This is a genomic window from Prevotella sp. P4-67, from assembly GCF_002251325.1.
Taxonomy (GTDB): Bacteria; Bacteroidota; Bacteroidia; order Bacteroidales; family Bacteroidaceae; genus Prevotella.
In genome coordinates, this window is record NZ_NPJL01000057.1 from 63,997 (window position 1) to 87,336 (window position 23,340).

A 23,340-nucleotide genomic window follows, 5' to 3' on the forward strand; every position below is an offset into this window, starting at 1 on the left:
GTATGGAACCAATCACTATTTTCGGAATGGGACTTCTTGAATTTGTCCTTATCGTATTGGCAGTGGTCATCGTTACCGTAGTTTTATTTTATCAAAGTAAGTCTTTCAAAGAGACTAAGGAAAAAATCGCTCAGTTGGCAGGATTCTTCCCTAATGAAGCATCATTTGAGCTGGTACAATCATCTATTACCAAAGATATTCTTCAATCTAAGACAAAGCTTGAGCAATTTATCAACAATCCTCCCAAAAGGCATGTGCCAGAACCTCCTACCATACAATCAGTCAATGATGAAGATGACGAGGAGGAAGAGAGCTTCGAAGAAGTAGCACCTATTGAGAAAATTGAATATGCTGACGTTGATTTAATTAGAATCAAAAATAACGCGGGTAGTGCTGCATTCAGAGAAGTTATAAATGAAACGAACGCCTACCTTTGTAAGAATGTGGGAACATCTGCTGACTTCTCCATTATTCAAGATATTTGCGAAAGGAAGATAGACTCCCTTGAAACGCAAATTTCTAATACTGTTAATGTTCCTCTTTACCTTGGTCTAGCGGGTACATTCATAGGTATCATCACTGGTCTTGCTGGAATAGCATTTAATGTTGATGCATTATTCAACGCTGGTGAAATGTCACCATTAAGAAACCTTCTTATTGGTGTCGTTATAGCAATGGTAGCTAGCTTCGTTGGTCTTTATTTAATGATTCGGAATTCATCCGTTAATTACAAAAAAGCACTTATTGAATGTGATAAAAATAAAAACGGATACTATGATTTCGTGCGTAGAGAGCTGATGCCGGTTCTTTCTAACAGCATGGCTTCAAGTCTTAACTCCCTGAAGGGTGTCCTTGGAGAGTTCATTGGCAAATTTGGACATAATCTTGATGCCTATGCCAACTCTGCTGAACTACTCAATGATAACATTCAAAAGCAGCATCTTCTCTTAGTCGAAATCAATAAAATGGACCAAACGAGAGTTGCCACACAAATAGCTGAAACCTTCAATACATTGAAGGAATCTTCGGAGTCCCTTGACGCTTTCCATGGTTATCAAGATTCACTGAACACAACCATTCAGGAGGTGAATACAGCTGTCTCAAAGATTGATACTATCGTCCAGACTTTTGAAGATTTCTCTAAATCTCTAAAGGTGGTTGTAGAAAACCAAGAGACGGCAGGAAAGCTTCAGGAACAATTCAAATCTGCTATAGAGACACATTTCCCAACAGGTTCTGAAGCACGCGAAATGTGGAGAAAACAGTTTGATGAATTAACAACAGATGCTTCTACAGTTTCTGAAGAACTGAATGGTCAGCTTAGAGCTTCTACTGACTATATTAGAACATTCGTTCAAGACAACCAGGCCGCATTTACTTCTTTGTCTAAACTGAAAGACGTTCTCGATTCTCTCATTGAATACGCTAATGTTCAAGCTACCTGCTACAAAGATTTGAAACAGGAGATTCAAAACTTGAAACAGTCACAGGTCAAGGCTCAATCAGACAGTGCAAAGTTGAATGCAGACCTTCTGACTGCTGTGAAAGAAATGATTTCCGCTATTAAATCTATCAAGAACTAATCATGGCAAAAGGAAAACAAAAGGATCCGTTTTGGACCAGTTATTCTGACTTGATGACAAGTCTCTTCTTTGTCATGCTTGTCCTCTTCATTATATGCCTTGTTAAAGTAGGAGGTATGAATGGAGAGTTAAAAAGGGCATACAAGGAAGCTATAGCAGATAAACAAGACCTCGAAAACATCCTTCACCTTGAAGACCAATTCAAGGTCCTCAGTGAATCGTCTTCTTTGGAATATGATTCCATAAGAAAGATGTTTTACGCTAAGGACTTTCAAGAGAAAGAAATCTTCTACTCTAATGATGACAAGATCAAACCTGAGTACCTTGAGATTGTTGACACTGTTGGAAATGACATTTTACAGATATTGCAGTCCCTTAATGAGAACGAGAACTTCAATTATCAAATGGTTATTGAAGGTAATGCTGCGATTAAATGGCAAAATCTGAAAAGCGGAAACTACAACCCTGACAATGTGGAGATGTACCACTTAAGCTATAACCGCGCATTAGCTCTATACCTTTATTGGAAATCTAAGGGTATTGACTTTAGAAAGTACAATACCGAGGTTATTATAGCTGGTAGTGGATTTAATGGAATCAACCGCGACAACAAAGTGGAAGATTACAACAAACGTTTTATCATCCAAATCATACCGAAGATAAATAGACCTAAAGCAAAGAAACAGGCTGAATAGAAATGGCGATAAGCGACATCATAGCAATAGCTCTAATCGTTGCTGTAATCATTGCAGCGATAGTATATCTCATTATCAAATATAATGGGAAAAAAAGTCGTGTTTGTTCTATATTGAAATCGCATCCATTCCTAACTAAGGTTTTACTGGATTGCGAAAAAGTTCATTCCATCTCTTCTATAACAGATGAGCAGTCTAAAAAATTGCTCTCCTTATCTGATAGTGACTGGGAGGAATGGGAATCCTTAGCCAAAAGAGTAAAGAATCTCGCTGATAAATATCCTCAAACATTGTTCGAGTTTATTGGCGAATCTTTCCCGAAATGCAAGGATAGAGTTAATTACAAAAGTGGTATAAAACTTTTCATGCCCATTCCTCAAAAGGTAAAGATTGCAGTAGCATCCTTATTATTAGATGAGTTAAGGCAAATAGATGCTGACTCTGAGGAGGTATGGAAACAAAGAGACGACCTTCGTATTTTTGCGACCAAAATCAGGCAGAAATACCCTGAAGGGTATAAAACATATTGTCTTGTTCATAAAATCAGAACACCGAAAGATAACGAAGTCGTCATTAGCAAAAAACATATTGCTGAATTGCAAAAATTGTACGACGAAAGCAAAGGTTACGAAGGGTGGGAAAAGAAACAAGACGATTTCTCTTCTGAATATTGGCAAATTCTCAAAGACGTTCGTTCAAATGACGGACGGTACGTCTATAATGTGCATTTCAACAAACCAAACCGTTTGGGTTCCTATGTAGATTCAGAGTTCAAAGTTTGGCAAGGATTCTGCGAAAGCTTTAGCTCTTTCCTAATGGATCGCCAAACTGATTGGTTAAAATCAAAATATAGAAAAATTTCTGAATTTAGAAAGCGTACAAGATACTTCTATGATAGTGTCTATGACCAAATTTTTGAGATTATCTCGAAATTTGACGAACAGGTAGAAAAGGATTTATATGTCATTCTGATAGATAAATGTAAGCGTAACTGGTCTAAGTTGACATACGATTATCATTACAGACGTATTAGAGAGCAGCTTGATGATAATGAAGTTAAAAGAATCGATTTTAGTGCCCTGCCCTCGATTACTGACAATGGTAATGTTGGTGGCATATTCATTTTGGACTTCATTACATCTAATGAAGAGTTAAAGAGTAATTGTAAGCTCATTATCGAACATTTCAACAAATCAGTTCCACTTATAGGTTATTATTCCTTAATAAAAGAATATGATGAGGAAGAATTATTAGAAATAGCAAAGAATAATGATGGATACCTGACTTCAGAAGAAAATGATATAGAATTTATAAAGAATTGTTTGCTTCAAGTTAAGAAACATTCTTTCTTTTCATATATTGCAATTCCAAATACATGGATAGGAGAAGCTGGTCAAGCCGAACAAACCAAAAGAACATGGTTGGAAAATCCTACAATGTATGATTTTAAGACTAAAAAGGAAAAGGGATGTATTTCTGGTGAATATTCTATAGACGGGGGCATGAATTATGAAGACATATCAATAGAAGGAGACGGTTTTGATATTGATGACACGGCTAAATTCACCTACCTTTTATTCAAAAAGATGGGAGTACTTGCCCGATTTAAGGAAGAAGGTCACAACGCTATAGAATATATGAATGAACATGATATTCTTACATACCACTAATTTCGTCACTTCCGAGCCGTGAGGCTCCATCAAGCGCGGACGTTTGCACTTATTCATCGGTATTCTTCTTTGAATTTGCACGTTTCTGACGCTCCGAATAACTGCTGATGCTGAGGGCTGCCGTGAGGGTGGCCCTCTTTGCTTTCCCCATCGAGAGGCGTGGCTTTGTTTTGCGCTGCGCTGTCAGCATTGGCAGAAAGCCGCATAGCCCGAGCACGCTTGTTCTTGTACTTCCTTCTTATCACTGGCACCGCCCATTACGTTCTCTTGATTTGCACGAACACTACGAGGATAGAAAGTTGCCACAATGATTTTTCCTTTGTTCTATATCATTGGCATCTGACACCCTTCGCTGAACGTCTCACCATGCAGCGAGGCTTTCACGGCTTGCTTTATCCGAGGCCGGCTTCCTCTTCATCTTCATTCTCCTGCCCTCCCCCAAGACAACAACAGAGATTGGGGCTGCTCGTCACATGCGTACCACTGCCGTCATTTTCCCATTGCACGATGTACCTTTTTGCCTTTCAATAAGATTTCCACTACTGCGGCTTCTTTATTTTTCCTTTGCAAAGATAGCCCAGCCCGTGCCCTGCAAGTACCGTTGCTGAAACAGGTTCATTCACATATCTCTGCACAAAATTTCAACACGCTTTCCGCATTTTCTTCTTCACGCCATGCCGTACCGTGGCTAAACAAAATGTGGTTTTTCAAAATTTTCCTGGATATTCCTTGCATTTCGCACTTTCCACTGTTGGCTCCTATATGCACGTAAAAATTACAAAAGCCCAGTGCTTCAATCTTTAACATTAAAATTCAAAAATTATGGTACACGTTACATTGGAATCGAAAATGAGCTTCGGCAGCAGAAAGCATAGTTATATGACAAGCAGCAATCTCTATCGCGTTGTCGTCAATGGCGAAGAGGGAGAATACTACGAATACGAAGTGGAAGCTGATTCGTTCTCGGATGCAAGCCGTCAAGGTGAAAGTCTCGCTGCTGGTATGGTGGATGTTCAGTATATCGAAGTTTATCAGATAGCTTAATCAATATATGTCTAACAATAAAAATCTTACAATTATGGCAACAACAAATTCAATCCTCGTTTCAAGTGTTCGCTCGAACAAGTCTGAGAACAATGTATGGGCAGTGTATGTCCAGGGTCAAGAAGAAAACAAGAGCTACTGCAAGAGTGCTTACAAGGCCATGCGTTACGCTTTCTACCTGAAGAAGCTGACAGGATGCCGCATCGCGGATAACAGCCTCGCTATTCTCTCGATGGAGATAAAGCGCATCAAGGAGGCTGCTCTCACTGCGGAGCAGAAGGCAGCAAAGGAGCACCTCGATGAAGTGGTAGAGCAATTCGTCGAAGAGCACAGTGTAGATAACGTCCTCGCCAAGGCTGAGGAAGAGAAGAAGCAAAAGGCTGCGAAGAAGCGCAAGCCTTCTGCAAGGAAAGCAAAGAAAGAGGTGGCTGCATAAGCCCCTCTTTCTGCTTTCTTTTCGCGCTTTTCAATGGCTCGGTTGCTCGCAATCGGGCTATTTTTGTGCTGTTTGCTATCTGAACTTGCTGAAAGTTTGACTTTTTGAGCGTTATTCTAAGATTTTTCAGTACCTTTGCACTTGCATTCAGCGCTTTGTGCTGTCTGTATGAAGCGTTTTGCCCACCTGAACTCAAATTCCTAAAACCAACACAGGGGAGGCATAAGCAGGACGCTCGTGTTGTATATAAGCTAAATTGTATACGGCATGAGTGGATTGTTTTTGTCTGTCCCCGAAGGCCCTAGGAAGCCTGAGTTCGCAGCCTTGGCATGAAACTCATGCTTTTTTATATATAGAGAGTATGGTTTCAATATATCAAATCAGACGTTACGCCTGGGTGGTCGACTTTCTGATGAGACGGAAATCGGCTACTATACAACAGATAAACGAGGCATGGCTTCGCTCGCCTCTAGCAGAGAATGACAAGGAAGCACCCAGTAGAAAGCTTTGGTATAGGTGCTTTGAACATATCGCTATCATATACGGCATCCTCATTGATGCAGAGAAACGGGGGGAACGTTCACGATGGCGCATCACAAACCCGGAAGCCATACATCAACATGATATTGAGAAATGGATGCTGGCTTGTGTGTCGTACCGCAACCTCATCGAGGAATGCCTGGATCTTCACCAGAGAATTGACATCGAGAGCTTCCCTTCGGAAAACAACCGACTGCGACCCATCGTAAGGGCGATGCACGAAAGCGTTCTACTTGAAATTGGATACCGGAAGTATGGCTGTGATGATATCAAATTCTTCCGAGTAGCCCCATACTTCATCAAAACATACAAACATCGGTTCTATGTCCTGTGCCAGAATGGTACGGGGCTTTTTTGTATGTTTTCTTTGGACCGTATCGTGAATATCTCCTGTACCACGGAGAAATTCGTGTTTCCACAGGATTTTACAGTGCATGACTTCTTCGCACACTCTTATGGTGTGATGCTGCCGCCGAAAGGAATGGAGGTGGAGGAAATCATTGTTCGCGCACGAGGCGACGAACAGTGTTACCTACGTGATGTGCCGCTGCATAAGACGCAGGTGGAGCTGGAGGCGCATGAGGACTACACGGACTTCATGGTTTCTATCTATCCCACAAATGACTTTATCGGGGATATTCTGCAGCAACAGACGCGACTTGAAATTATCAAGCCGGAATGGTTGCGCTCGAAAGTGAAGTCCTGCATCGAGAAGATGCGACTGCTGTATGCGTAGTGTCTTTCCTGCATCCACTCGCTGAGCCTATCTTTGCAGAAAAATTCTGCAAATGATAAATCTCTATCTCAGTGACTATTCCACGCTGTATGAGGTGCCGGACTACTTCACCATTACGCAGGTGGATAAGTACGTCGATGTCACCATCCGCGTGCAAAACCAGGATATCTATTCCACGACATTGTATGAGGACGGCAATGGAAAGGCGTACTTCTATGGCTTCCGGCAATTGCTGACACAGAACATGGAAGGACGTTACCTGACACTGGCTTCACTGGCGGTCTATGCCGCGCATGAGGACGGCATGGAGTCCTACGAGGATAAGTATATCCTCTTTTCAAAGGTGTTCTTCTATGAGGATTCGAGTGGTTACATGAAGAATATCTTCCTGAATACGCGCTCTTACTATGTGGTGCCACGCTCCGAGTACATGCCGCTGTCGCTCTTCATGGATGGCTCAGAAGTGCCTGGACTCTCAGGCACGGCGGTATTCAAGATGGAGGATGGCAGGATATATACCTATGACTTTACGCGGACTACGTACAACTACAACCTTCCGCACATCTATTACTTCTATCTCTGTGCGGATGCTATTCAAAGGCAGATTGAGCAGGCTGAGGGTGCAGACAGCGGCGAATTGGGCACACTGGTCTCGTTCTCTGTTCGCGCAGGGAAGCGGTCTGTCACCATCTATGTGACGGATGAGGAACCGGCCATCTACTTCGACTTCCGAAATGCTTTCAACGTGGATGAACGTATCTTCATCTATGGCTCCATGAAACTGAAGACTTCCTTCGACCGCAAGGAGGCTTCCTTGGGTGGGAACACCACTTTCTATAACATGTCGGAGGAACGGAAGTATGAGGTGGAAACGGTGCCTATGTCCATGGAGGAAGCGGAATGGTTTAATGAGTTCCTTGGCTCACACTACGTCGAGCGGGAACTGAACCAGGACTGGCAACCGACCGTGCTTATCAGTGATATTTCATCGGAAATCAGTGACAGCGCAAAGGATCTTATCAAGATGAAGTTCTCTTGGCGCTATCAGATTAACGCTCGGTGGATAACTACAGACCGTTACCCACAGCAGTTCACCGCTCCATTTAATGATACGTTCAAATAGATAATCCCATGCAAGCTATTCATCTTTCTACGGCAAGGCGCATACTGCAAGCGCCGGAACCCGTCTCACTGCGCGTCTGGGCGAAGGACGGACGCATACTGGAGTTCAATAACGCCATTCCCCTGCGATACAACTTCTACGAAGGTACGCAGCAGTTCAAGCTGTTGGCTTCTCAGCAGATACGCACTATCCGCTTAGCCTGCCTCTTTGAACTGAATGGAATGACCGTGTTCCTGTAGCGTCTTTTCTGCGCAGCGCCTGGCGTTGTACTTTTGCATTATGAAGCGAACGACATCCATAGAGAATATCTTCCGCCCGCTCTCGGAATGTACCGTGCAGTCTGCCCTAACCAATGAGGTGCAGATTGCGGACATCCTGGAATGGGTGCTGAAACAAGTGGGCACATCTGAGGTGTGGCAGACATCGTTCTCTATCAGCGAGGAGTTCTTGCGCCGACTGTACTTCATCACTCGTGATGGTAGTGCATCGGCTATTCACCTGGTACTGGATTTCAAAGCAACCAACAAGACGCTTTCGCTGTGGTGCTTCATCAATCAGGTGATTGCTTCTACCTTCCTCGCTGACAACCACTCCAAGATTCTGCTCATCCGCTCCGAACGCGGGGATAAGGTGTCTATCATCACATCGCAGAACTTGACACGAGGCAACCGTAATGAGTCGTACATCATTACTACTGCCCCGGACGTGTTTGACAAGTTCCTGGCTGAAGTACAGGACTTGATTAAGAATCATGCCGTCCCACTGTCAGAGATACTAAATCAACGTATAACCAAAGAATAATTCACTATGACATTTTCAAAAGAACAACTGGAAGAAATCGAGAAGTGGGCTTCTATCTATCTGCCTATCTCGGACATGGCTACACTCATGGGGATTCCGGCGGATATGCTCCGCGACGAAATCCGTAACAAGAACACGGACGTTTCTAAAGCCTACCACAAGGGTAAAGCTGCGTCGCGTGTGAAGCTGCATCACCAGGAGATGCTGCTGGCGCAGGTGGGGTCGCCTGTCGCAATAGAGAATGCTCACCGCAATTTGCTCGACATGGAAGATGACGAGTAAATCGTTCTTCTCTCTTAACTCTTAACTCCCTCATGCCTTTCCCTTCTATCCACGAAATAGTGCAGTCCGACTTCTTCGCGCCTGAAGACGTGCTGAGAGATAAATTCCCAGCAACTTCAGTCGAGCGCGTACTGCGGCTCCGGGCTCTTTACAACTGGGTTATCTCTAACCCCGACTGTAAAGACAAGGAGTTCGTGGATGAAGCCATCTGTCGATACGCCATCAGCAAGACGCTGGCTTACGATGACCTCAAAATCATTAAGTCGGTGTTGCCGCATATCACCGAGGCTTCACGCGACTACCACCGATGGAAGTACAATGAAATGATTTTGGAGACATACCAGATGGCAAAGAAGCGAAAGGATACGAAGACAATGGAGCGTGCGGCTACGTCTTATGCCAAGTTCAATAACGTGAACGTGGAGGATGAGCAGTCTGTCCCCTACGACATGATCGTGGTGCAGCCATTCACCGCGACGGATGACCCGTCGGTGCTTGGCATCCAGCCGATACCGAACATCGAGAAGAAGATTGCGGCACTCATTGACAAGTATCGCGCGGAGTCCATGGACATCGACGACATTGAGTTTGAAGATGCGGACATCATCGATCCTGCATTTGAGGAGATTGCGGAGTCGGACTTCGATAACAATTAAATCGTTATCTATGACTATCATCAAAAACATAAACTGGGATGCCACGCCGTTCTTTGAGCGTCTGACAGCGCAGAACAGGCTGGCACGACAGGAACACTTCACCTTTCATCGGGTGAGTGGACTGGAGGGCTTCGAGGAAGCACTGCATACCCTTCAGTCGTGTACGGCCTTCGTCTGTGTCTCGGACATCGCTCAGGGCTACACGGAACTGAATAACACACCGCACACGCGACGCGTGAAGACGGTGTTCTTCGCTATGCGTCACGCGCTCGATGACATGACAGCCAGGCAGGAGTGCATGGATATCATGCGGGAATTGTTCCGGCAGTTTATGTCTGTCCTCATGCAGGAGAAAGTGCGCATCGAAAGGGAACATATCTATCTCGACCCGCGTATCTCGTTTCAGGAGATTGATACGTTCTTCTTCTCGGGCTGCGCCTGCGCTTTCTTTCAAGTGGCCACGGATGTTTATACCGACCTTCGGTTTAACATCAATGAATGGGAGGATGATGTGACATCGGACCGCATCTTCAATGATTGTTTCACTAATCAATATGCCTAATCATGGATATAAAGGAAATCAAAGCTCAGTTGGCTGAGTTCAAGAACATCAAAGCAAAAGGTGCCATCACGCCGGAGTCTTTGGGCGCTTTGCTGGAGAATATGCTTGCTGTACTGTCTAACCCGCAGGCCACCGCAACGGTGCTGCAGGTGAATGTTTTCGACAGCAAGACGAAGTTCGTGCAGGATGAAAACTTGACATTGGTACTGGAGAACCTGGAGCAGCTGCAGAACTTACGTATTGCCGTGCATGTGAACTACGCTTCGGGGTCTAAAGTTCTCTTTCACGCTACCTGCGTGAAACCGAACTTTATCAGCCTACACGCGAAGGCTGGCTCTTGTGAGCTGCACCTGGCTCCGAATGGCTCGTTCACCATCAGCGGCACTAATCTTTGGTGATGGAACAGCGTACCGAACAACAGGCCATTGATGAGCGCGGTAAATATGTCCGGGCTTTCAATGACACAATGATTAAAATCTGGAAGGAGCAGATTACGCTGCTGCATGTCATCGACACGCAGCGGCTGCTCCGTTCTCCCATCGCAATAGGTATGAATGCTGATGGGAAATTCTCGGAAGTGCACCTCTCTCAGGCGTTCCTCGAATATGGCCTATGGCAGGACTATGGCACGGGAAAGGAGGTGCCACGAGGGAACAGTGGCGACCTTGGCCGTCCGAAGGTACGCAAGGAACGCCACTGGTTCAGTCGCAAATACTATATGTCTGTCATGAATATCAAGGAATTCATGGGCGACAGCCTCGGTAGGCAGTTCCAGGGCATCATATCTGATGCGCTGGACCAAAAGAAGTTCAGCAGAAATCATTAGAAAAGGCCGTGCGGTTGCACGACCTTTCTATTTAATTATTGTTCCTCTATTAAGGGCAAGCCACATCCTTCTTCTCTATATATTCCCAAGTTACGCAATGTAAAGCACCACCTTCCTTTATAAGAGGCTGTGCAAAAATTTGTATTATTGTATTCCCTGGGAATAACTTTTCAAATAATTCCTTTGCTGCTATATCACTATCGCAATCAAAATTTTCAGATAAACATGGAAGCAGTAAGCCATTGGGAACTTTAAGAAAATTGAGATAGCACCAGGAATCATTAAGTTCCTTACATCCATAATCCAGTTCTACTATATCGAAATGGGCTTCCAATATCTTCAAGAGTCTTCTATGAAACGACTTAGATTTATCTCTCCAACAACTATTCAATAGTATTCTTCCATCTTCGAGAGGTGCGACCATTCCATCAGAATGACCGCAGAAGTCTTTCATATCCCAAGGTAATAACACAATGTCAGCGCATAATGCATCCCTTAGACGCTGCAAAAGTTCATGCACCGGCCATTGAGGATTTTCACTGAAAATCTTATCTGTCATGATTACCTTATTGCCACATCTCACATAATTCCCTCCATCAAAAATTATACCCATATTTGTAGGAGTGAATAAGGACAGCTCTTTGCAGGCTTCATCCTGATTCGTAATGGTTTTTTGATAGGTTTTATATTCGACCAAGTAATCTGGCTTATATTCAAATTTTGAATATGTCCCATCAGGGAATACCATCACGGGCATATAGTCACGGCACCAATAGTTGTTGGTATTCTTCAACTCACGATGTTCTATATGCAATTTTTCTTTAAGCGCAGTATGGATGGAATTTGCAATATGCGCTGTCTTCGGATTTATTCTTAGACGCTCAGACGTGTATATAACAGGGGTTCCCATGACTGAAATGTTTAATTATGTCTACAAAGGTACGAAATTTCTACCGTTGTTCTTCTATGGTCTGTGTTAAACTGTCTTTTCAGCCCTCATTTCTTGACTGTACCTTTGCCAAAAAATCAAAGTCATGGATATTACTACACTCACTTCTCTCATCAATACGTTTCGTGCAGAGACGAAGCAGGACAGCATCACACCGGATTCGCTGGGACAGCTGCTGCAGAAAATCGTGAACGTACTGGAACAGGCCAGTGACACGGCTACGCTTCAGCTAATCGTTCAATGGAAGAATTTGATCACTGCCATTGGTTCCGTACTGAAGAGCATTTCGCTCGGTTCGGATGACAGGAATAATGTGTATCTGAATATCGAGAGCATCAACACCACAAATGGCATGGGACAGGTGAGCATATTCACCATCAGACAGGCCACCACGGAACGAGCGGGTGCCATGCGTGCCCAACAGGTCACCGACCTAAACAATGTGCGCAACAAGATGAATCATGTAGCGCAGCTGGAGCTGAAAGTGGAAGCTACGGCTTCGTCGGTGCTCCTTGCACTGCATGACAAATATAATGATGTTTTTAATGACCCGTCGCTGCTTCAGAAGGAGTTGCCGCTTGTTTCGGCTTCGCAAGCTGGGGTACTGTCTGCGGCTGACTACAGGAAGTTCAGCGAGGCTTCAGAGGCTACACCGGCCACGGCGCATCCTTTCTATCATATTGAATGTGACTCGAAGAATAATGTGCTCTATGTGAAGTTTCCGTCGCAGCTGATTTCGGAAGGATATGTGCCGTATCTGCTTCGCTATTCCAAGAAGCGACCGCGCTACAGACCTGCCGAGGACAGACAGGCGCAAAGAACGTATGGCCCGACAATGAAGGGATGGCATTTGTTCTATGACCAGAACAAGATAAAGGTAGGGCTGCATGGTTTGGTGCAGTTCGGCTATAATACGGGGTCGGATGAAAACCCGGTGTGGGAGTATTCACAGGATATCCGCTATACCTTCGGCAATATCCGCAGGGTACTTAAAGGTACGCCACCGAAAAGGACATTGGTGGGCTATAAGATTGGCTTCGGATGCCGCACTCATCTGATAAAAACCAGACGGCGCTTCCACTTCGGGATTGTGTTTGCTCCGCCCATCACAGCGAAAGGCAACCGCTCCTTGGATTTCTCAAAGGCGGTGTCGAACATCGCTGAGTTTCAGGTTCACTTTGAAGTGAAAGAGACGGAGAATTCAAAATATGGAGAGTATTACAATATAGTGGTGTCCCTATAAAAAGAGCGAGCGGCCCCGAAGGGTCGCCCGGCACACAAAGGTAGTTAGCCGACGCCAAACAACCATAAGGAGAGTGCAATCGCGCCACACCCGATGCAAAAGTACAACTATGGGTTCAAATCACAAAAGACAACAGATAACGGAGGGGATTTGTTTCTCTTCCGTGGAAATGATGCCGGACGCGAAAGGCTCGGCATTGTTCATCACAGACAGTAGTAAGGTGTTCAAGGATGACATCGACATCAGTCCGGTGTCGCTCACCGACGGCACGCAATACATGCCGTGGGGTGGCGACAACCTCATGCCGTATCACATTCTTGACATGATCGAGAAGGACGAGACCTTATCGACATGCCAAATGTTCAATGCCGAAGTTTGCTACGGCTCAGGTCTGGTGTATAACACGGCCTCCTGCGCCGCGAAAGTCCGCGAGGAAGTGGAGGACTTCTTGCTCGCCAACTCGCTGCCGTCGTACTTCCTCGGGGTATGCCAGGACTTTAAGCACTTCGGCTGGTGTGTCTCTGTCATCATCCTTGACAACGAGGGGAAGCGCATAGTGGCGCTGCACCGCAAAGAGGTGTGCTACTGCCGCTTCTCGCCAGCGGACGACAAGGGGCGTATTGAATATGTGTTGTACGCCAACTGGAACAAGTCCATTGCCTCCGTCAAAGAGGTGGAGAAAATCCCACTGCTTTCTCTTGACAGCCCTTGGGTGGATCTGCAAGAGCGGATGAAAAAGAAGAATACGCAGCGTAAGTTTGCGGTGGTGTGCCGTGTGCCTACGCCTGACAGCACATATTATCCGATACCATACTACGCTGCGCTGTTCAGGGGTAAGTGGTACAACATTAAGCAACTGATTGGCTTGGCCAAGGAAGCAAAGCTGAAGAACTCGGCTCCACTGAAATACCATATCGAGGTGTCGCAGCGGTACTGGGAGGGCATCTTCAAGCGGGAACGCATCACGGACTTGAAGAAGCAGCAGGAGCGTGTCGTGAAGGAGAAGCAGCAAATTATTGACTTCCTCACTGGTGCCGAGAACAGCGGCAAGGCGCTCTTTTCTACATTCTACATCACACCCAACGGGGAGGAGCAGCATGATGTGCGTATCTCTCGTATTGATGACACAAAGGAGGGCGGCGATTGGTCCACTGACATTCAGGAGGCAGTGAACATGGTATGCTTCACCATGCGCGTCCACTCTAACCTCGTCGGCTCTGTGCCGGGCAAGTCGCAGTCGAATAACAGCGGGTCCGACAAACGCGAACTGTACACGATTGCACAGGCACTTCAAAAGCCGTATCACGATTTGCTCTTTACCGTGCATCGCATCATCATGAAATTCAATGAATGGAAGAATGCCTACCCGGAATGCCCGTTCATTCAACTGACCACCCTGGACGAGAACAGGGATGCAAAACAAGTATCTGCCGACACGCCTCCTAATGATTAGGGGGCGTTTTGCATCGCTCTTCTCGTCGCTGACCGCTACGCATTCTGTCCTCTTCCTTCACTGTCATCTGTTTGCTTCCTCTGATTGTCCCTCATTCCTCCAGTTCCACGACAATGTTTCATTTACTTTTTCCTTCACAAAGGTAGCTGGGCGGCTCCAGTCAAGGGTTTCCAGATATTTTTCTAAAAAAGAGGTTCCCTTCGGCGTCGGAGCTGCCACTTTTTTTGAATAATACCCGGACATCCTCCCTTGACAACAGAAGCCTGTCTCCCTGTCGCTCTTCATTGTTCGTAAAAAATAAATAACATTTATGTTTCACCTTCAAAATTTCAAAACAATGAAAGCAAATGTTCAGATTTCCGTAGTGAAGAAAGAGTTCAAGAATGGTCAGCAGGGCTGGCAGGTGTTTGTAGATGGCATGGAGGGTAGGCTCCGTTGCGAAATGAATTTCAAGGATGCACTCAAGGCAATGCGTTATTGTTTCCTGCTCTCGAAGCGTTTGGAGTTGCAAATCAATGATATTCAGCTCGCGGCTCTCTCATTGTCGTACCAGCGTGCGAAAGATGCCCTTGCTCAGGTCGTCGAGGATGCAGCACAGGGTGCTGAAGAGGTGGCCGCTACAGCTGGAGCGGTTCAAGATGAGCCTGCTGAAGAAAAGTCAGAGGCTGCTCCGGAAAAGGAGCTGGTTCGCACGCCCAACAATACCCTTATCTCTCAATACGAGGAATTGAAGCGGAAACATCCTGATGCGCTCCTCCTCTTCCGTTGCGGTGATTTCTATGAATGCTATGATGAGCACGCTGAAAAAGCTGCGCAGGTTCTCGGCATCACACTGACAGTGCGCAATAGCACTGGCCGCAAGATGGCTGGCTTCCCATACCACGCTCTCGACACGTATCTTCCGAAGCTTATCCGCGCTGGTGTCAGAGTGGCCATCTGTGATCAGCTGGAAGCACCGAAAGGCCACGCTAAGGTTTCGGAAGTCGTGGAGCCTGCTTCAAAGAAGCGTTCTAAGAAGTCCGAACAGTCGGACATGTTCAACAATACATCGGAGGCTGAATAAGCCCCGATGTTTGTTCAATGTATGGCTCACGGGTTAATGCCCGTGAGTTTTTTTGTGCTAAAAAGGATGAATGATAAATTTTCTAAGGTGCTGAAATCAGCACGGCCATCCTCGCACCCTAATCACCTACTGCGTAAGATGAGTGTGCCGGATGGGTTTGAATAAACACACCGTGCACGTCCTTAACGTCCCAATCACTCTGATAAGAGATTCGTAAGCACAGGACTTGGATTTCTTTTCTCTCATCTTTCATCAAAAATCACTTACTAACGAAGATTTTTGCTGTTCAGATGTATAATTTCCGCCTTTTTTCGTACCTTTGCAGAAGCATCAAGAGCAGGAGCCTTAGGCTCACTCACCAACCGAGCATTAGGATGCCACGGTGGTCAAGGCTGCGATTAAGCGAACACAGAGAAATGTATTTCTATGTTGAGCGAAAGCAGGCTCGCCAATATAATTGGCAGGGTACGATGCGGAAGTCAAATTAGTTATTCACTTCAAAATGATCCTAAGTATGGAAACAATTGATTTTTATGCAAAGTACGCAGCGGAGTTCCGCGCTGCTTCTACCCAAAGTTTAGTTGAAACATTCAATAAATCCGTAGGCAACTACGGATGGTCTTCGATGCGAGCCACATACCATGCGGCTCTGATTGATGAATTTGTCCGCCGTGGAATAGACATATCTGCTATTCACGACGGCAAATCCACGTCGTTCGCACACAGAGTTGTTCTAAGTAATGAGCAAAATAAATTGGTAATTGCCGAAGGGAAGTAACCCTTCTGCTCTTACATCCTCAAAGCCTTTCCTGTCGTCTGCTCTTGACGGGAAGGGCTTTGTCTTTACTGGGCATCGTCTTTCAGAGAGCTATGATTTGAGTGGGCTAACCTTATACTTGTCCGAGTATTGTACCACGCCGCTTATTCGCCGCTCCTGCATGGCACTCACTTCCGAAGCGGATGCTCTGACTTCTCCGCTCCTGTGTTGTGGCCGCTTCATGCTGTGCCACGAGTCCCTATTCTTAAACAGCACTCGGTCAATTTCCTTCTGATGCTGTGCAGTCCCTATGCTACCGGGTGACAGGACACGCCATAAACATCTTACACCAGTGCGTCCCCTCGTAATGTCTGGCTTTCCACCGCGCATTCTCCCATCTTCGCGTAAGCCGTGCCCCTGTTGTTGGTCTGTGTACACGCCAAGGCACTGCATCTTCAGACAGCCATCTGTGCCATCATGCTTGTACTTGTTTCCTCTTCCTTAATCTCTTTTCCCCTTTGTGTCCTACGCCCTACAGGTAAGGGGTAAGCATTTCTCACTCTTCACGGACACACGCTTCACCCTCTGCCGTCTGGCACATCCCGTCCCACCTCCGGCTACTTCATCCCCATCTCCAAGGTGCAGGGATATTTGTTGCCTTTCACGGTGCGAGCATCTGCCCAGCCATTGGTGCTGCCGTATTCCTGAGTTCTTCAGCCGGCATCCTTCCGTCGGCTTTTTACCGCCATAATGGACAATCTTTTACATCATTTTCCTCTCTGCGTCAGTGCTCCTTTCCTACGTGCGCATCTGGCACCTGCTGGGTGCTTGCAGCATACTCGTGTCTGTCTCGTACATTTTGATATTGTCATACTGCAGCCCGCCTTATTTTTCCTTTGCAAAGGTAGTGCAAGCGCAATTTGGCAAGTACCAGTCCCAAGTTCTTATTACCGAACTTTTTTCAAAATCTTTTGGGACAAGCCGCAAAACATTTACTATGTCCTGAAGGTGAAAAAAGTGCGCTAATTCCTTGCCGTTACATTGCTTCTCCTTGCTTACTCTTTTATGCACGTAAAAATTAAGGCTCCTAAGCCTGCAGTATTAACAATTTAATCTCAAAATTATGAGTACTACAACAAAGACACGTAGAGCGTATGCTAAAAAGGCAAGCGCAGGTTCCCAGGGCGAAAGCGCACAGGAAAGGGCACTGAATCTCTTCGCAGAGATGATGATTGAGAAAATTGAGTCCATCATGGGTGATTGGCAAAAGCCGTGGTTCACGGATGGAGGCCTTTCATGGCCGAAGAATCTCAGCGGCAGACACTACAATGGCATGAATAGCATGATGCTCTTGATGCACTGTGAAAAGGAAGGCTACAAATATCCTGTCTTCTGCACCTTTGACAGAGTGATGGGGATGAATTACAATCGCTCGTCGGTGGGCAATGTGCCAGCCGTGGATGCAGAGGGCAATAAGCGTCCGATGGTGTCCGTCAAAAAGGGTGAGAAGAGCTTCCCAGTTTTCCTTACCTGCTTCACGGTCGTTAATAAGGACACGAAGGAGAAGATTAAGTACGAGGAGTACAAGCAGCTTTCCGAAAGCGAGAGGGCACAGTATGATGTCTATCCGAAGATGCAGGTGTACAATGTCTTCAACATTGATCAGACAAACATCAAGGAGGCTCGGCCTGAAATCTACGAGAAGATTGTCCGGGAGAATGGCGGTATGAAGCCCGAACATGAGGGGGAAATGAATCATTTCGCACCGATGGATAAGATGATGGCTGAAAATCGCTGGATTTGTCCTATCACGCAGAAGCATGGGGACAATGCTTTCTACAGTATCTCAAAGAAGGAAATCATACTGCCCGAGTTCTCGCAGTTCAAGAATGGGGAGTCGTTCTACGGCACGGCATTCCACGAAATGGCCCACAGCACGGGAGCGGAGGAGCATCTGAATCGCCTGAAGCCAGCTTCGTTCGGAAGTGCTGAATATGCCAAGGAGGAGCTGGTGGCTGAATTGACAGCGGCTATGGTGGCACAGTACTTCGGTATGGACAAGTATATCAAACAGGATAGCGCACCCTATATCAAATCATGGCTCTCTTCACTGAAAGAGGATGCGCAGTTCATTAAGACAATCTTGCTCGATGTCAAGCGTGCATCGGCAATGATTACGAAAGCGATTGAGGAATGTTCCGAACAGGCAGCGAAAGCTGCTTGATTCGGTTCCTCACCGCTGAAAGGCCTGGAGCTTCGGCTTCAGGCTTTTTTCGTGTCTTTCCGTACTGCTGTTTTAAGCGGTATTTTTGCCATGTCAAAAATGGATTGCCTATGAAGCTCATTACATCAAACGAACAACTCTTGTCGCTTCTACCTAACATGGTGACCACCGTGAAGGGAGAAGCTTTGCTCTTCGACAAGATGACCCCATTTCTCAGCGCAACTGAGAAATGGCTGGAGGATAATTTCACCTCGGAGGAGGTGCTGTCGGCCATCGCTGATTTGGAGGCTTCGCATACGACCCGTATGCTCGCCTGCCAAATCGCTGCTTACGATGCTTTCCACCGTGCTATCCCGCACTTGGATGTCATTCTTACGCCTAACGGCTTCGGCATCGTCAGCAATAGTAATATCGCTCCGGCAAGCAAAGAGCGCGTCGAAAGGCTGATGGCTTCGCTGCTGGAGCATCGCGACCGCTTGCTCATGCAGTTTCAGCCTTTACTCACAGCCTTTAAGGGGTGGACAGAATCGGTGCAAGGGCGCTTCTTTTCTGCCACGATGTTCCCTAACATGGATGTCACGCTCCGCTTCCTGAAACCTTCGGGAAGTCGCTGGGAAAAATTCCTTGCGCTTCGCAGTGCAGTCATTCCGGTGGAAGAGTTCTTTGCCAGGCAATACCTTTCCAAAGAACAACTGGAGGTGTTTCGCTCTGAGGTACTGTCAGGGCAGTACCGCTCAACACGCCATCAAAGTATCTGTCGCATTCTCCAAGCGGTAGAGGTGCGCTGCTTGTTAAACAGCGACCCTACCGCGTCGATGCACTTTGAACATGATGCACTCTTCGACATAGTGAACACCATCCGAGACAACCCGGAGGAGTTCCCTGAATGGCATTCGTCGGCGACCGCCGAACTCTATGCCCCTGCTGTCTTCGAGAATAAAAAGGAGAGTCTGGGCTATTGGTTCTGACACTCCTTCTGTCTTTTCCTCATACAGGCCGTTTGTCTACCTTCGCAGCAGATAAACGGCTTTTTGTATGCGTCAAATACTAAATGTAATCATTCCGAAGTCGTGGCAGGAACTGCCCGACAAGGAGCTTCGCTTTGTCTTCCGGTTACTGCAAGGCGAGTATTCACTGACACAGATAAAGACCTTATGCTTGCTTCGCTGGGGACAGCTGAAAGTTGTCCGCAGGGAAGGCGCTGTCTTTATCGTGCGTCATCATAAGAAGAATTATCCCCTTACTACACTGCAAATCTGTGAAAGCACTGAGGCATTGGCATGGCTCGGTGATTTCCCTCAATACCCAGTCCGTCTGTCGCGGATTGGGATTTACCGCCCTGTCAGGGCTGATTTTCAGAATGTCAGTTTCGGGGATTTCCTGGCACTTGATAATCTCTATCAAGGGTATCTCCAGACACAGCGCGAAGAGCTGCTGCATGACATGGCACTTGTCATGTATCAGACGAAGCATATTCATCTTTCAAAGGTGGAACAAATCAACATCTTCTATTGGTTCACATCGTTGAAACGATGGTTCGCCAATATGTTCTCGCACTTCTTCAAGATGGAGAAGTCGGACGAGAACGGTTCCACCATGCTTTCGTTCAAAGAGCTTCAGCAAAACATGAATACGCAGATCCGCGCCTTGACGGGCGGGGACATCACCAAAGAAAAAGAGGTGCTGCAAATGGACTGCTGGCGTGCGCTCACAGAGCTTGAAGCCAAGGCAGTCGATTACGAGGATATGAAGAAACATTCTAAATCATAATCTTATGGATAAACAGTTTACACTCAAATTGCAGGAGTGGATGGCCACACCTGCCGAGAAAAGGGATTACGAACAGGGGGCGTTGTTCCTCCTACAGTTGACGAACAACAAAATCCTCTATCGGAACATCAGCCGCGACCCCAAGCGGCACGCTGATTTCATAGAGTTCAAAATCAATCGCTATCTCCAATACCGACTGCAAGACCTTACTCACGAGGAGGTACAGGACATGCAGCGGAAAGTCGATAGCATAGCGGTAGAGCACGCTCTGGATAAAGCACCTGCTGCCACCTCGGAGCAGGGCTACACGCCCAGCACGGAGGCGGAGCAGTTCAGAGCCGGCAAGCGTGCCGACCATGACACGCTGCCTGCTGAGATTCAGGCACTCTTCGTTGAAAATGCGGACATCATGCGCAAAATGCGCGAACTGCATCTGCAGCTGCGCAATCTCTCAACAGCAAATGCCACCTGCCCGGATTCCGACCGCTATCCGTTCCTCAAAGAGTTGATTGAACTGGATAAGCGGTATCACCGTAATTGGCAGGCGTATGATAACTTCAAGCCGGAGCACACGGAAAGCAGCGCAACTGCTTCCCTTGGACAGGGAGGTGTTGCAACCACCTCGCTGCCCAGTGCTCAGGCTGAAGTCGTCATCAACGAAGAAGCGCGGCAGCTCCAAAAGAACATCCTTCGCCAGATAAACCTGGCTAAGGGTCGCTATAAGAAGCAGCCTTCAGAGAAACTGAAGGCTTCCATCGCTGACCTGTACGGACAGCTTACCGCTCCATCGGATGCTCTTTCCACCGAACTCAAAGAGTTGGGCATTATCTAATCATCAATTCTATGCCTTATGAAAACATCAGCTAAAATTCAGTACTTCATCGCCGTGGCTGCTTTCATTGCGGCCATTGGCTTCGGCATCGCGGGGTTCTGCACCCCTCCTCCTGGTGAGGTACATGACTCTGTCTTGTACCTCATAGCTCAGTTCCTGCTGCTCACGGCATCTATACTGGGTGTAGGTGCCATGTTCACATCGCAGAAGATTTCTCTGCAGAAGAAACTGCAGAACATGAATGAAAAAAAGGAGGAAGAGTAATGCGCTCCATAAATGAGATCATAGTTCATTGCTCGGCTACGCCGGAAGGAAGAGATTTCACCATTGCGGACATCACACGCTGGCACAAGGCACGCGGCTTCCGGACGATAGGTTACCACTTCGTGGTCTATCGCGACGGAAGCGTTCACGCTGGACGTCCGCTGGAACAGATGGGAGCGCATTGCCTGAAGCATAACAAGCACTCCATAGGGGTATGCTACATCGGTGGCTGTGCCACTGATGGGCGTACTCCCAAGGACACACGAACTCCCGAACAGAAGGAGGCTCTCGTGAAACTCCTGACGGAACTTCACAAACGCTTCCCTCATGCCACGATACACGGGCATCGGGATTTCGCTGCTAAAGCTTGCCCTTCTTTCAATGCCACGCTGGAATACAAGAAACTGACAATGGTCATACTTCTTGTATTTGCTTGCATCTTCCTCTCTGCGTGTAAATCCACGCAGCGGACGCTCGTAGAAAAGGTAGATAGCACGAGGCTGGAAACAGCTTCTACATCTACCACTTCTCTCGCTACTGACAAGTTCCTGCAGAGCCTTGTCCTGAATATCGACAGCATCGTGCTTACGTCGCTGTCTATGCCGCAAATGTTGGAAACCGCCGATGGAGCAGGCTGCATCGAGCGGACTTCCAACATCAGCGGCAGTGGAGCTTGCTCGGGAGCAACCCTCGCAAATCCTGCGCTTCAGCGCACGGGGACATCGCTACCGCGCCTTACTCCTACGCATCCGCGCATTAATGGTACTAAAGTAATTATTCATGGCTTGCGCCTTCAGTCGAACACTGCCGACAGCAGTAGCGTTATCACGGTTAGCACCGACAGCAGCACGCAACATTCCAGGCACACCTCGAATGTAAAAGCGAAAGAGAAGAAGGTGCCATCTGCTCGATGGCCACTATCTTTAATAGCCATAGCCGCCATCGTCATAGCGGCACTGGCTTGGCTTATCCGTAAAGGGATGATGTCTTCATAGCAACCCTCCGCTTGTTCGCCTACGGCTGCAAACAGGAAGATGTACCCTTAGTAAGTGTTGGCTCGCTTCACGGCGAAGAGGATATGGGGCTGTATCACATTCGGTGACACGTCATCGAACAAGATGCAGCCCTTTTCATATCCTTTCCGCTGTGGCTCACTGGCACACACACTATGGGTACCGCTGCGCTCATCTTCTTGTTTGACTGCCTCCGTCTCTCTGCACTACTGGCGCTATGGGCATCATCTTTTCCTTACGGTTCCTCCCTTAGTGCCGTAACACCTTCCCGTGCTATGGATTGCATCTATACGCAGGGGAAGGCATTACCGCACATCGGGGCTATCACGCGCACACGCGAGATATAATAAGGTACGGGCAAGTATGAAAGTGCAGGTAGCAAGGTATTGCTATCAACACTTTCACACACGCCCGACAGCATCTTACCGCCCGATGAGGGCGAGGGGTACATAGCGCACTCCTAAAGTGCCGTAAACCTTTGCCCTTTTCGGGCGATAGTGGCAAAGCAAAGGCAGTCAGCAAAAGCAGAGACCCTAAAGGCTTGCAGAGATTAGAAACCCTTTGCCCTTTTCGGAGGTGGGCAGTATCACAAAGGCAGTCAGCAAAGGCAGAGACCCTAAAGGCTTGCAGAGATTAGAAACCCTTTTCCCTTTTCGGGCGATATGGCAGAGCAAAGGCGGTCAGCAAAAGCAGAAACCCTATAGGCTTGCGGAGATTAGAACCCTTTGCCCATTTCGGGCGATATGGCAGAGCAAAGGCGGTCAGCAAAAGCAGAAACCCTATAGGCTTGCGGAGATTAGAAACCCTTTGCCCTTTTC

25 protein-coding genes and 2 pseudogenes are annotated in these 23,340 nt (G+C 46.9%); 24 read left to right on the forward strand and 3 right to left on the reverse strand.

The window, feature by feature from the left end:
- Positions 1-2 precede the first annotated feature (2 nt).
- Genes CIK92_RS09160 through CIK92_RS09170 form a run of 3 tightly spaced genes read left to right on the forward strand, consistent with a single transcriptional unit; the run spans position 3 to position 3,948 of the window.
- Positions 3-1,583, forward strand: coding sequence for a hypothetical protein (locus CIK92_RS09160; protein ID WP_216822222.1), 1,581 nt, complete (start codon positions 3-5; stop codon positions 1,581-1,583).
- A 2-nt stretch (positions 1,584-1,585) separates the two neighbouring features.
- On the forward strand, positions 1,586-2,278 hold the full coding sequence (locus tag CIK92_RS09165) for a hypothetical protein (protein ID WP_094388888.1): 693 nt from the start codon (positions 1,586-1,588) through the stop codon (positions 2,276-2,278).
- A gap of 2 nt (positions 2,279-2,280) precedes the next feature.
- Positions 2,281-3,948, forward strand: coding sequence for a hypothetical protein (locus tag CIK92_RS09170; RefSeq protein ID WP_094388889.1), 1,668 nt, complete (start codon positions 2,281-2,283; stop codon positions 3,946-3,948).
- A 615-nt stretch (positions 3,949-4,563) separates the two neighbouring features.
- Here the strand turns inward: CIK92_RS09170 and CIK92_RS09175 are convergent.
- Positions 4,564-4,755: a hypothetical protein gene (locus CIK92_RS09175; RefSeq protein WP_094388890.1), complete on the reverse strand. Its 192-nt coding sequence runs from the start codon at positions 4,753-4,755 to the stop codon at positions 4,564-4,566.
- Positions 4,756-4,770: 15 nt separating this feature from the next.
- Between CIK92_RS09175 and CIK92_RS09180 the strand changes: the two genes are divergently transcribed.
- From CIK92_RS09180 to CIK92_RS09230, 11 genes are all read left to right on the forward strand, one after another.
- Positions 4,771-4,992 carry a hypothetical protein gene (locus tag CIK92_RS09180; RefSeq protein ID WP_144289393.1) on the forward strand — a complete coding sequence of 74 codons (222 nt, stop codon included), beginning with the start codon at positions 4,771-4,773 and terminating at the stop codon, positions 4,990-4,992.
- 34 nt (positions 4,993-5,026) lie between these two features.
- Positions 5,027-5,428 carry a hypothetical protein gene (locus CIK92_RS09185; RefSeq protein ID WP_094388892.1) on the forward strand — a complete coding sequence of 134 codons (402 nt, stop codon included), beginning with the start codon at positions 5,027-5,029 and terminating at the stop codon, positions 5,426-5,428.
- 361 nt (positions 5,429-5,789) lie between these two features.
- The gene (locus tag CIK92_RS09190) at positions 5,790-6,704 is read left to right on the forward strand and encodes a YafY family protein (protein ID WP_094388893.1); all 915 of its coding nucleotides are present in this window, start codon (positions 5,790-5,792) and stop codon (positions 6,702-6,704) included.
- Positions 6,705-6,756: 52 nt separating this feature from the next.
- Positions 6,757-7,827, forward strand: coding sequence for a hypothetical protein (locus CIK92_RS09195; protein ID WP_094388894.1), 1,071 nt, complete (start codon positions 6,757-6,759; stop codon positions 7,825-7,827).
- 8 nt (positions 7,828-7,835) lie between these two features.
- Complete coding sequence (locus CIK92_RS09200; protein WP_094388895.1) at positions 7,836-8,066, forward strand: hypothetical protein; 231 nt, start codon at positions 7,836-7,838, stop codon at positions 8,064-8,066.
- A gap of 40 nt (positions 8,067-8,106) precedes the next feature.
- Complete coding sequence (locus tag CIK92_RS09205; RefSeq protein WP_094388896.1) at positions 8,107-8,628, forward strand: hypothetical protein; 522 nt, start codon at positions 8,107-8,109, stop codon at positions 8,626-8,628.
- Positions 8,629-8,634: 6 nt separating this feature from the next.
- The gene (locus tag CIK92_RS09210) at positions 8,635-8,910 is read left to right on the forward strand and encodes a hypothetical protein (RefSeq protein WP_094388897.1); all 276 of its coding nucleotides are present in this window, start codon (positions 8,635-8,637) and stop codon (positions 8,908-8,910) included.
- Between the two features lie 32 nt (positions 8,911-8,942).
- Positions 8,943-9,566: a hypothetical protein gene (locus CIK92_RS09215; RefSeq protein WP_094388898.1), complete on the forward strand. Its 624-nt coding sequence runs from the start codon at positions 8,943-8,945 to the stop codon at positions 9,564-9,566.
- A 10-nt stretch (positions 9,567-9,576) separates the two neighbouring features.
- Positions 9,577-10,128: a hypothetical protein gene (locus tag CIK92_RS09220; protein ID WP_094388899.1), complete on the forward strand. Its 552-nt coding sequence runs from the start codon at positions 9,577-9,579 to the stop codon at positions 10,126-10,128.
- A 2-nt stretch (positions 10,129-10,130) separates the two neighbouring features.
- Complete coding sequence (locus CIK92_RS09225) at positions 10,131-10,526, forward strand: hypothetical protein (RefSeq protein WP_094388900.1); 396 nt, start codon at positions 10,131-10,133, stop codon at positions 10,524-10,526.
- Between the two features lie 68 nt (positions 10,527-10,594).
- Positions 10,595-10,954, forward strand: coding sequence for a hypothetical protein (locus CIK92_RS09230; RefSeq protein ID WP_254046046.1), 360 nt, complete (start codon positions 10,595-10,597; stop codon positions 10,952-10,954).
- Positions 10,955-11,003: 49 nt separating this feature from the next.
- On the opposite strand, the gene CIK92_RS09235 is transcribed toward CIK92_RS09230, so the two are convergent.
- Entirely contained in the window at positions 11,004-11,864 is an 861-nt protein-coding gene (locus CIK92_RS09235; protein WP_094388902.1) for an agmatine deiminase family protein, read from the reverse strand.
- A gap of 124 nt (positions 11,865-11,988) precedes the next feature.
- Here CIK92_RS09235 and CIK92_RS09240 point away from each other — a divergent pair, with 124 nt between their 5' ends.
- Positions 11,989-13,146 (forward strand): hypothetical protein, encoded by a 1,158-nt coding sequence (locus tag CIK92_RS09240; protein ID WP_094388903.1) that lies wholly within the window; start codon positions 11,989-11,991, stop codon positions 13,144-13,146.
- Positions 13,147-13,255: 109 nt separating this feature from the next.
- Complete coding sequence (locus tag CIK92_RS09245; protein WP_254046047.1) at positions 13,256-14,599, forward strand: hypothetical protein; 1,344 nt, start codon at positions 13,256-13,258, stop codon at positions 14,597-14,599.
- A gap of 63 nt (positions 14,600-14,662) precedes the next feature.
- Here CIK92_RS09245 and CIK92_RS09250 read toward each other — a convergent pair whose 3' ends face one another.
- Positions 14,663-14,884, reverse strand: coding sequence for a hypothetical protein (locus tag CIK92_RS09250; protein WP_094388904.1), 222 nt, complete (start codon positions 14,882-14,884; stop codon positions 14,663-14,665).
- 52 nt (positions 14,885-14,936) lie between these two features.
- On the opposite strand from CIK92_RS09250, the gene CIK92_RS14240 reads away from it, so the two are divergent.
- The 8 genes and pseudogenes from CIK92_RS14240 to CIK92_RS14075 form a co-directional block, all read left to right on the forward strand.
- Positions 14,937-15,662, forward strand: a complete 726-nt coding sequence (locus CIK92_RS14240; protein ID WP_371594171.1) for a hypothetical protein — start codon at positions 14,937-14,939, stop codon at positions 15,660-15,662.
- Positions 15,663-16,176: 514 nt separating this feature from the next.
- Positions 16,177-16,440 carry a hypothetical protein gene (locus CIK92_RS09260; protein ID WP_144289394.1) on the forward strand — a complete coding sequence of 88 codons (264 nt, stop codon included), beginning with the start codon at positions 16,177-16,179 and terminating at the stop codon, positions 16,438-16,440.
- 1,102 nt (positions 16,441-17,542) lie between these two features.
- A pseudogene (locus CIK92_RS09265) lies at positions 17,543-18,613 on the forward strand (zincin-like metallopeptidase domain-containing protein); the annotation flags it as partial.
- Between the two features lie 140 nt (positions 18,614-18,753).
- Complete coding sequence (locus CIK92_RS09270) at positions 18,754-19,611, forward strand: DUF6712 family protein (RefSeq protein ID WP_094388908.1); 858 nt, start codon at positions 18,754-18,756, stop codon at positions 19,609-19,611.
- Positions 19,612-19,678: 67 nt separating this feature from the next.
- On the forward strand, positions 19,679-20,413 hold the full coding sequence (locus CIK92_RS09275; protein ID WP_094388909.1) for a hypothetical protein: 735 nt from the start codon (positions 19,679-19,681) through the stop codon (positions 20,411-20,413).
- A 4-nt stretch (positions 20,414-20,417) separates the two neighbouring features.
- A complete protein-coding gene (locus CIK92_RS09280; RefSeq protein ID WP_094388910.1) occupies positions 20,418-21,245 on the forward strand; it encodes a hypothetical protein in 828 nt (275 codons plus the stop codon).
- 18 nt (positions 21,246-21,263) lie between these two features.
- The gene (locus CIK92_RS09285) at positions 21,264-21,509 is read left to right on the forward strand and encodes a hypothetical protein (RefSeq protein WP_094388911.1); all 246 of its coding nucleotides are present in this window, start codon (positions 21,264-21,266) and stop codon (positions 21,507-21,509) included.
- Positions 21,509-21,916: pseudogene (locus CIK92_RS14075) on the forward strand (N-acetylmuramoyl-L-alanine amidase); the annotation flags it as partial. The gene CIK92_RS09285 and the pseudogene CIK92_RS14075, both read left to right, overlap by 1 nt.
- Positions 21,917-23,340 lie beyond the last annotated feature (1,424 nt).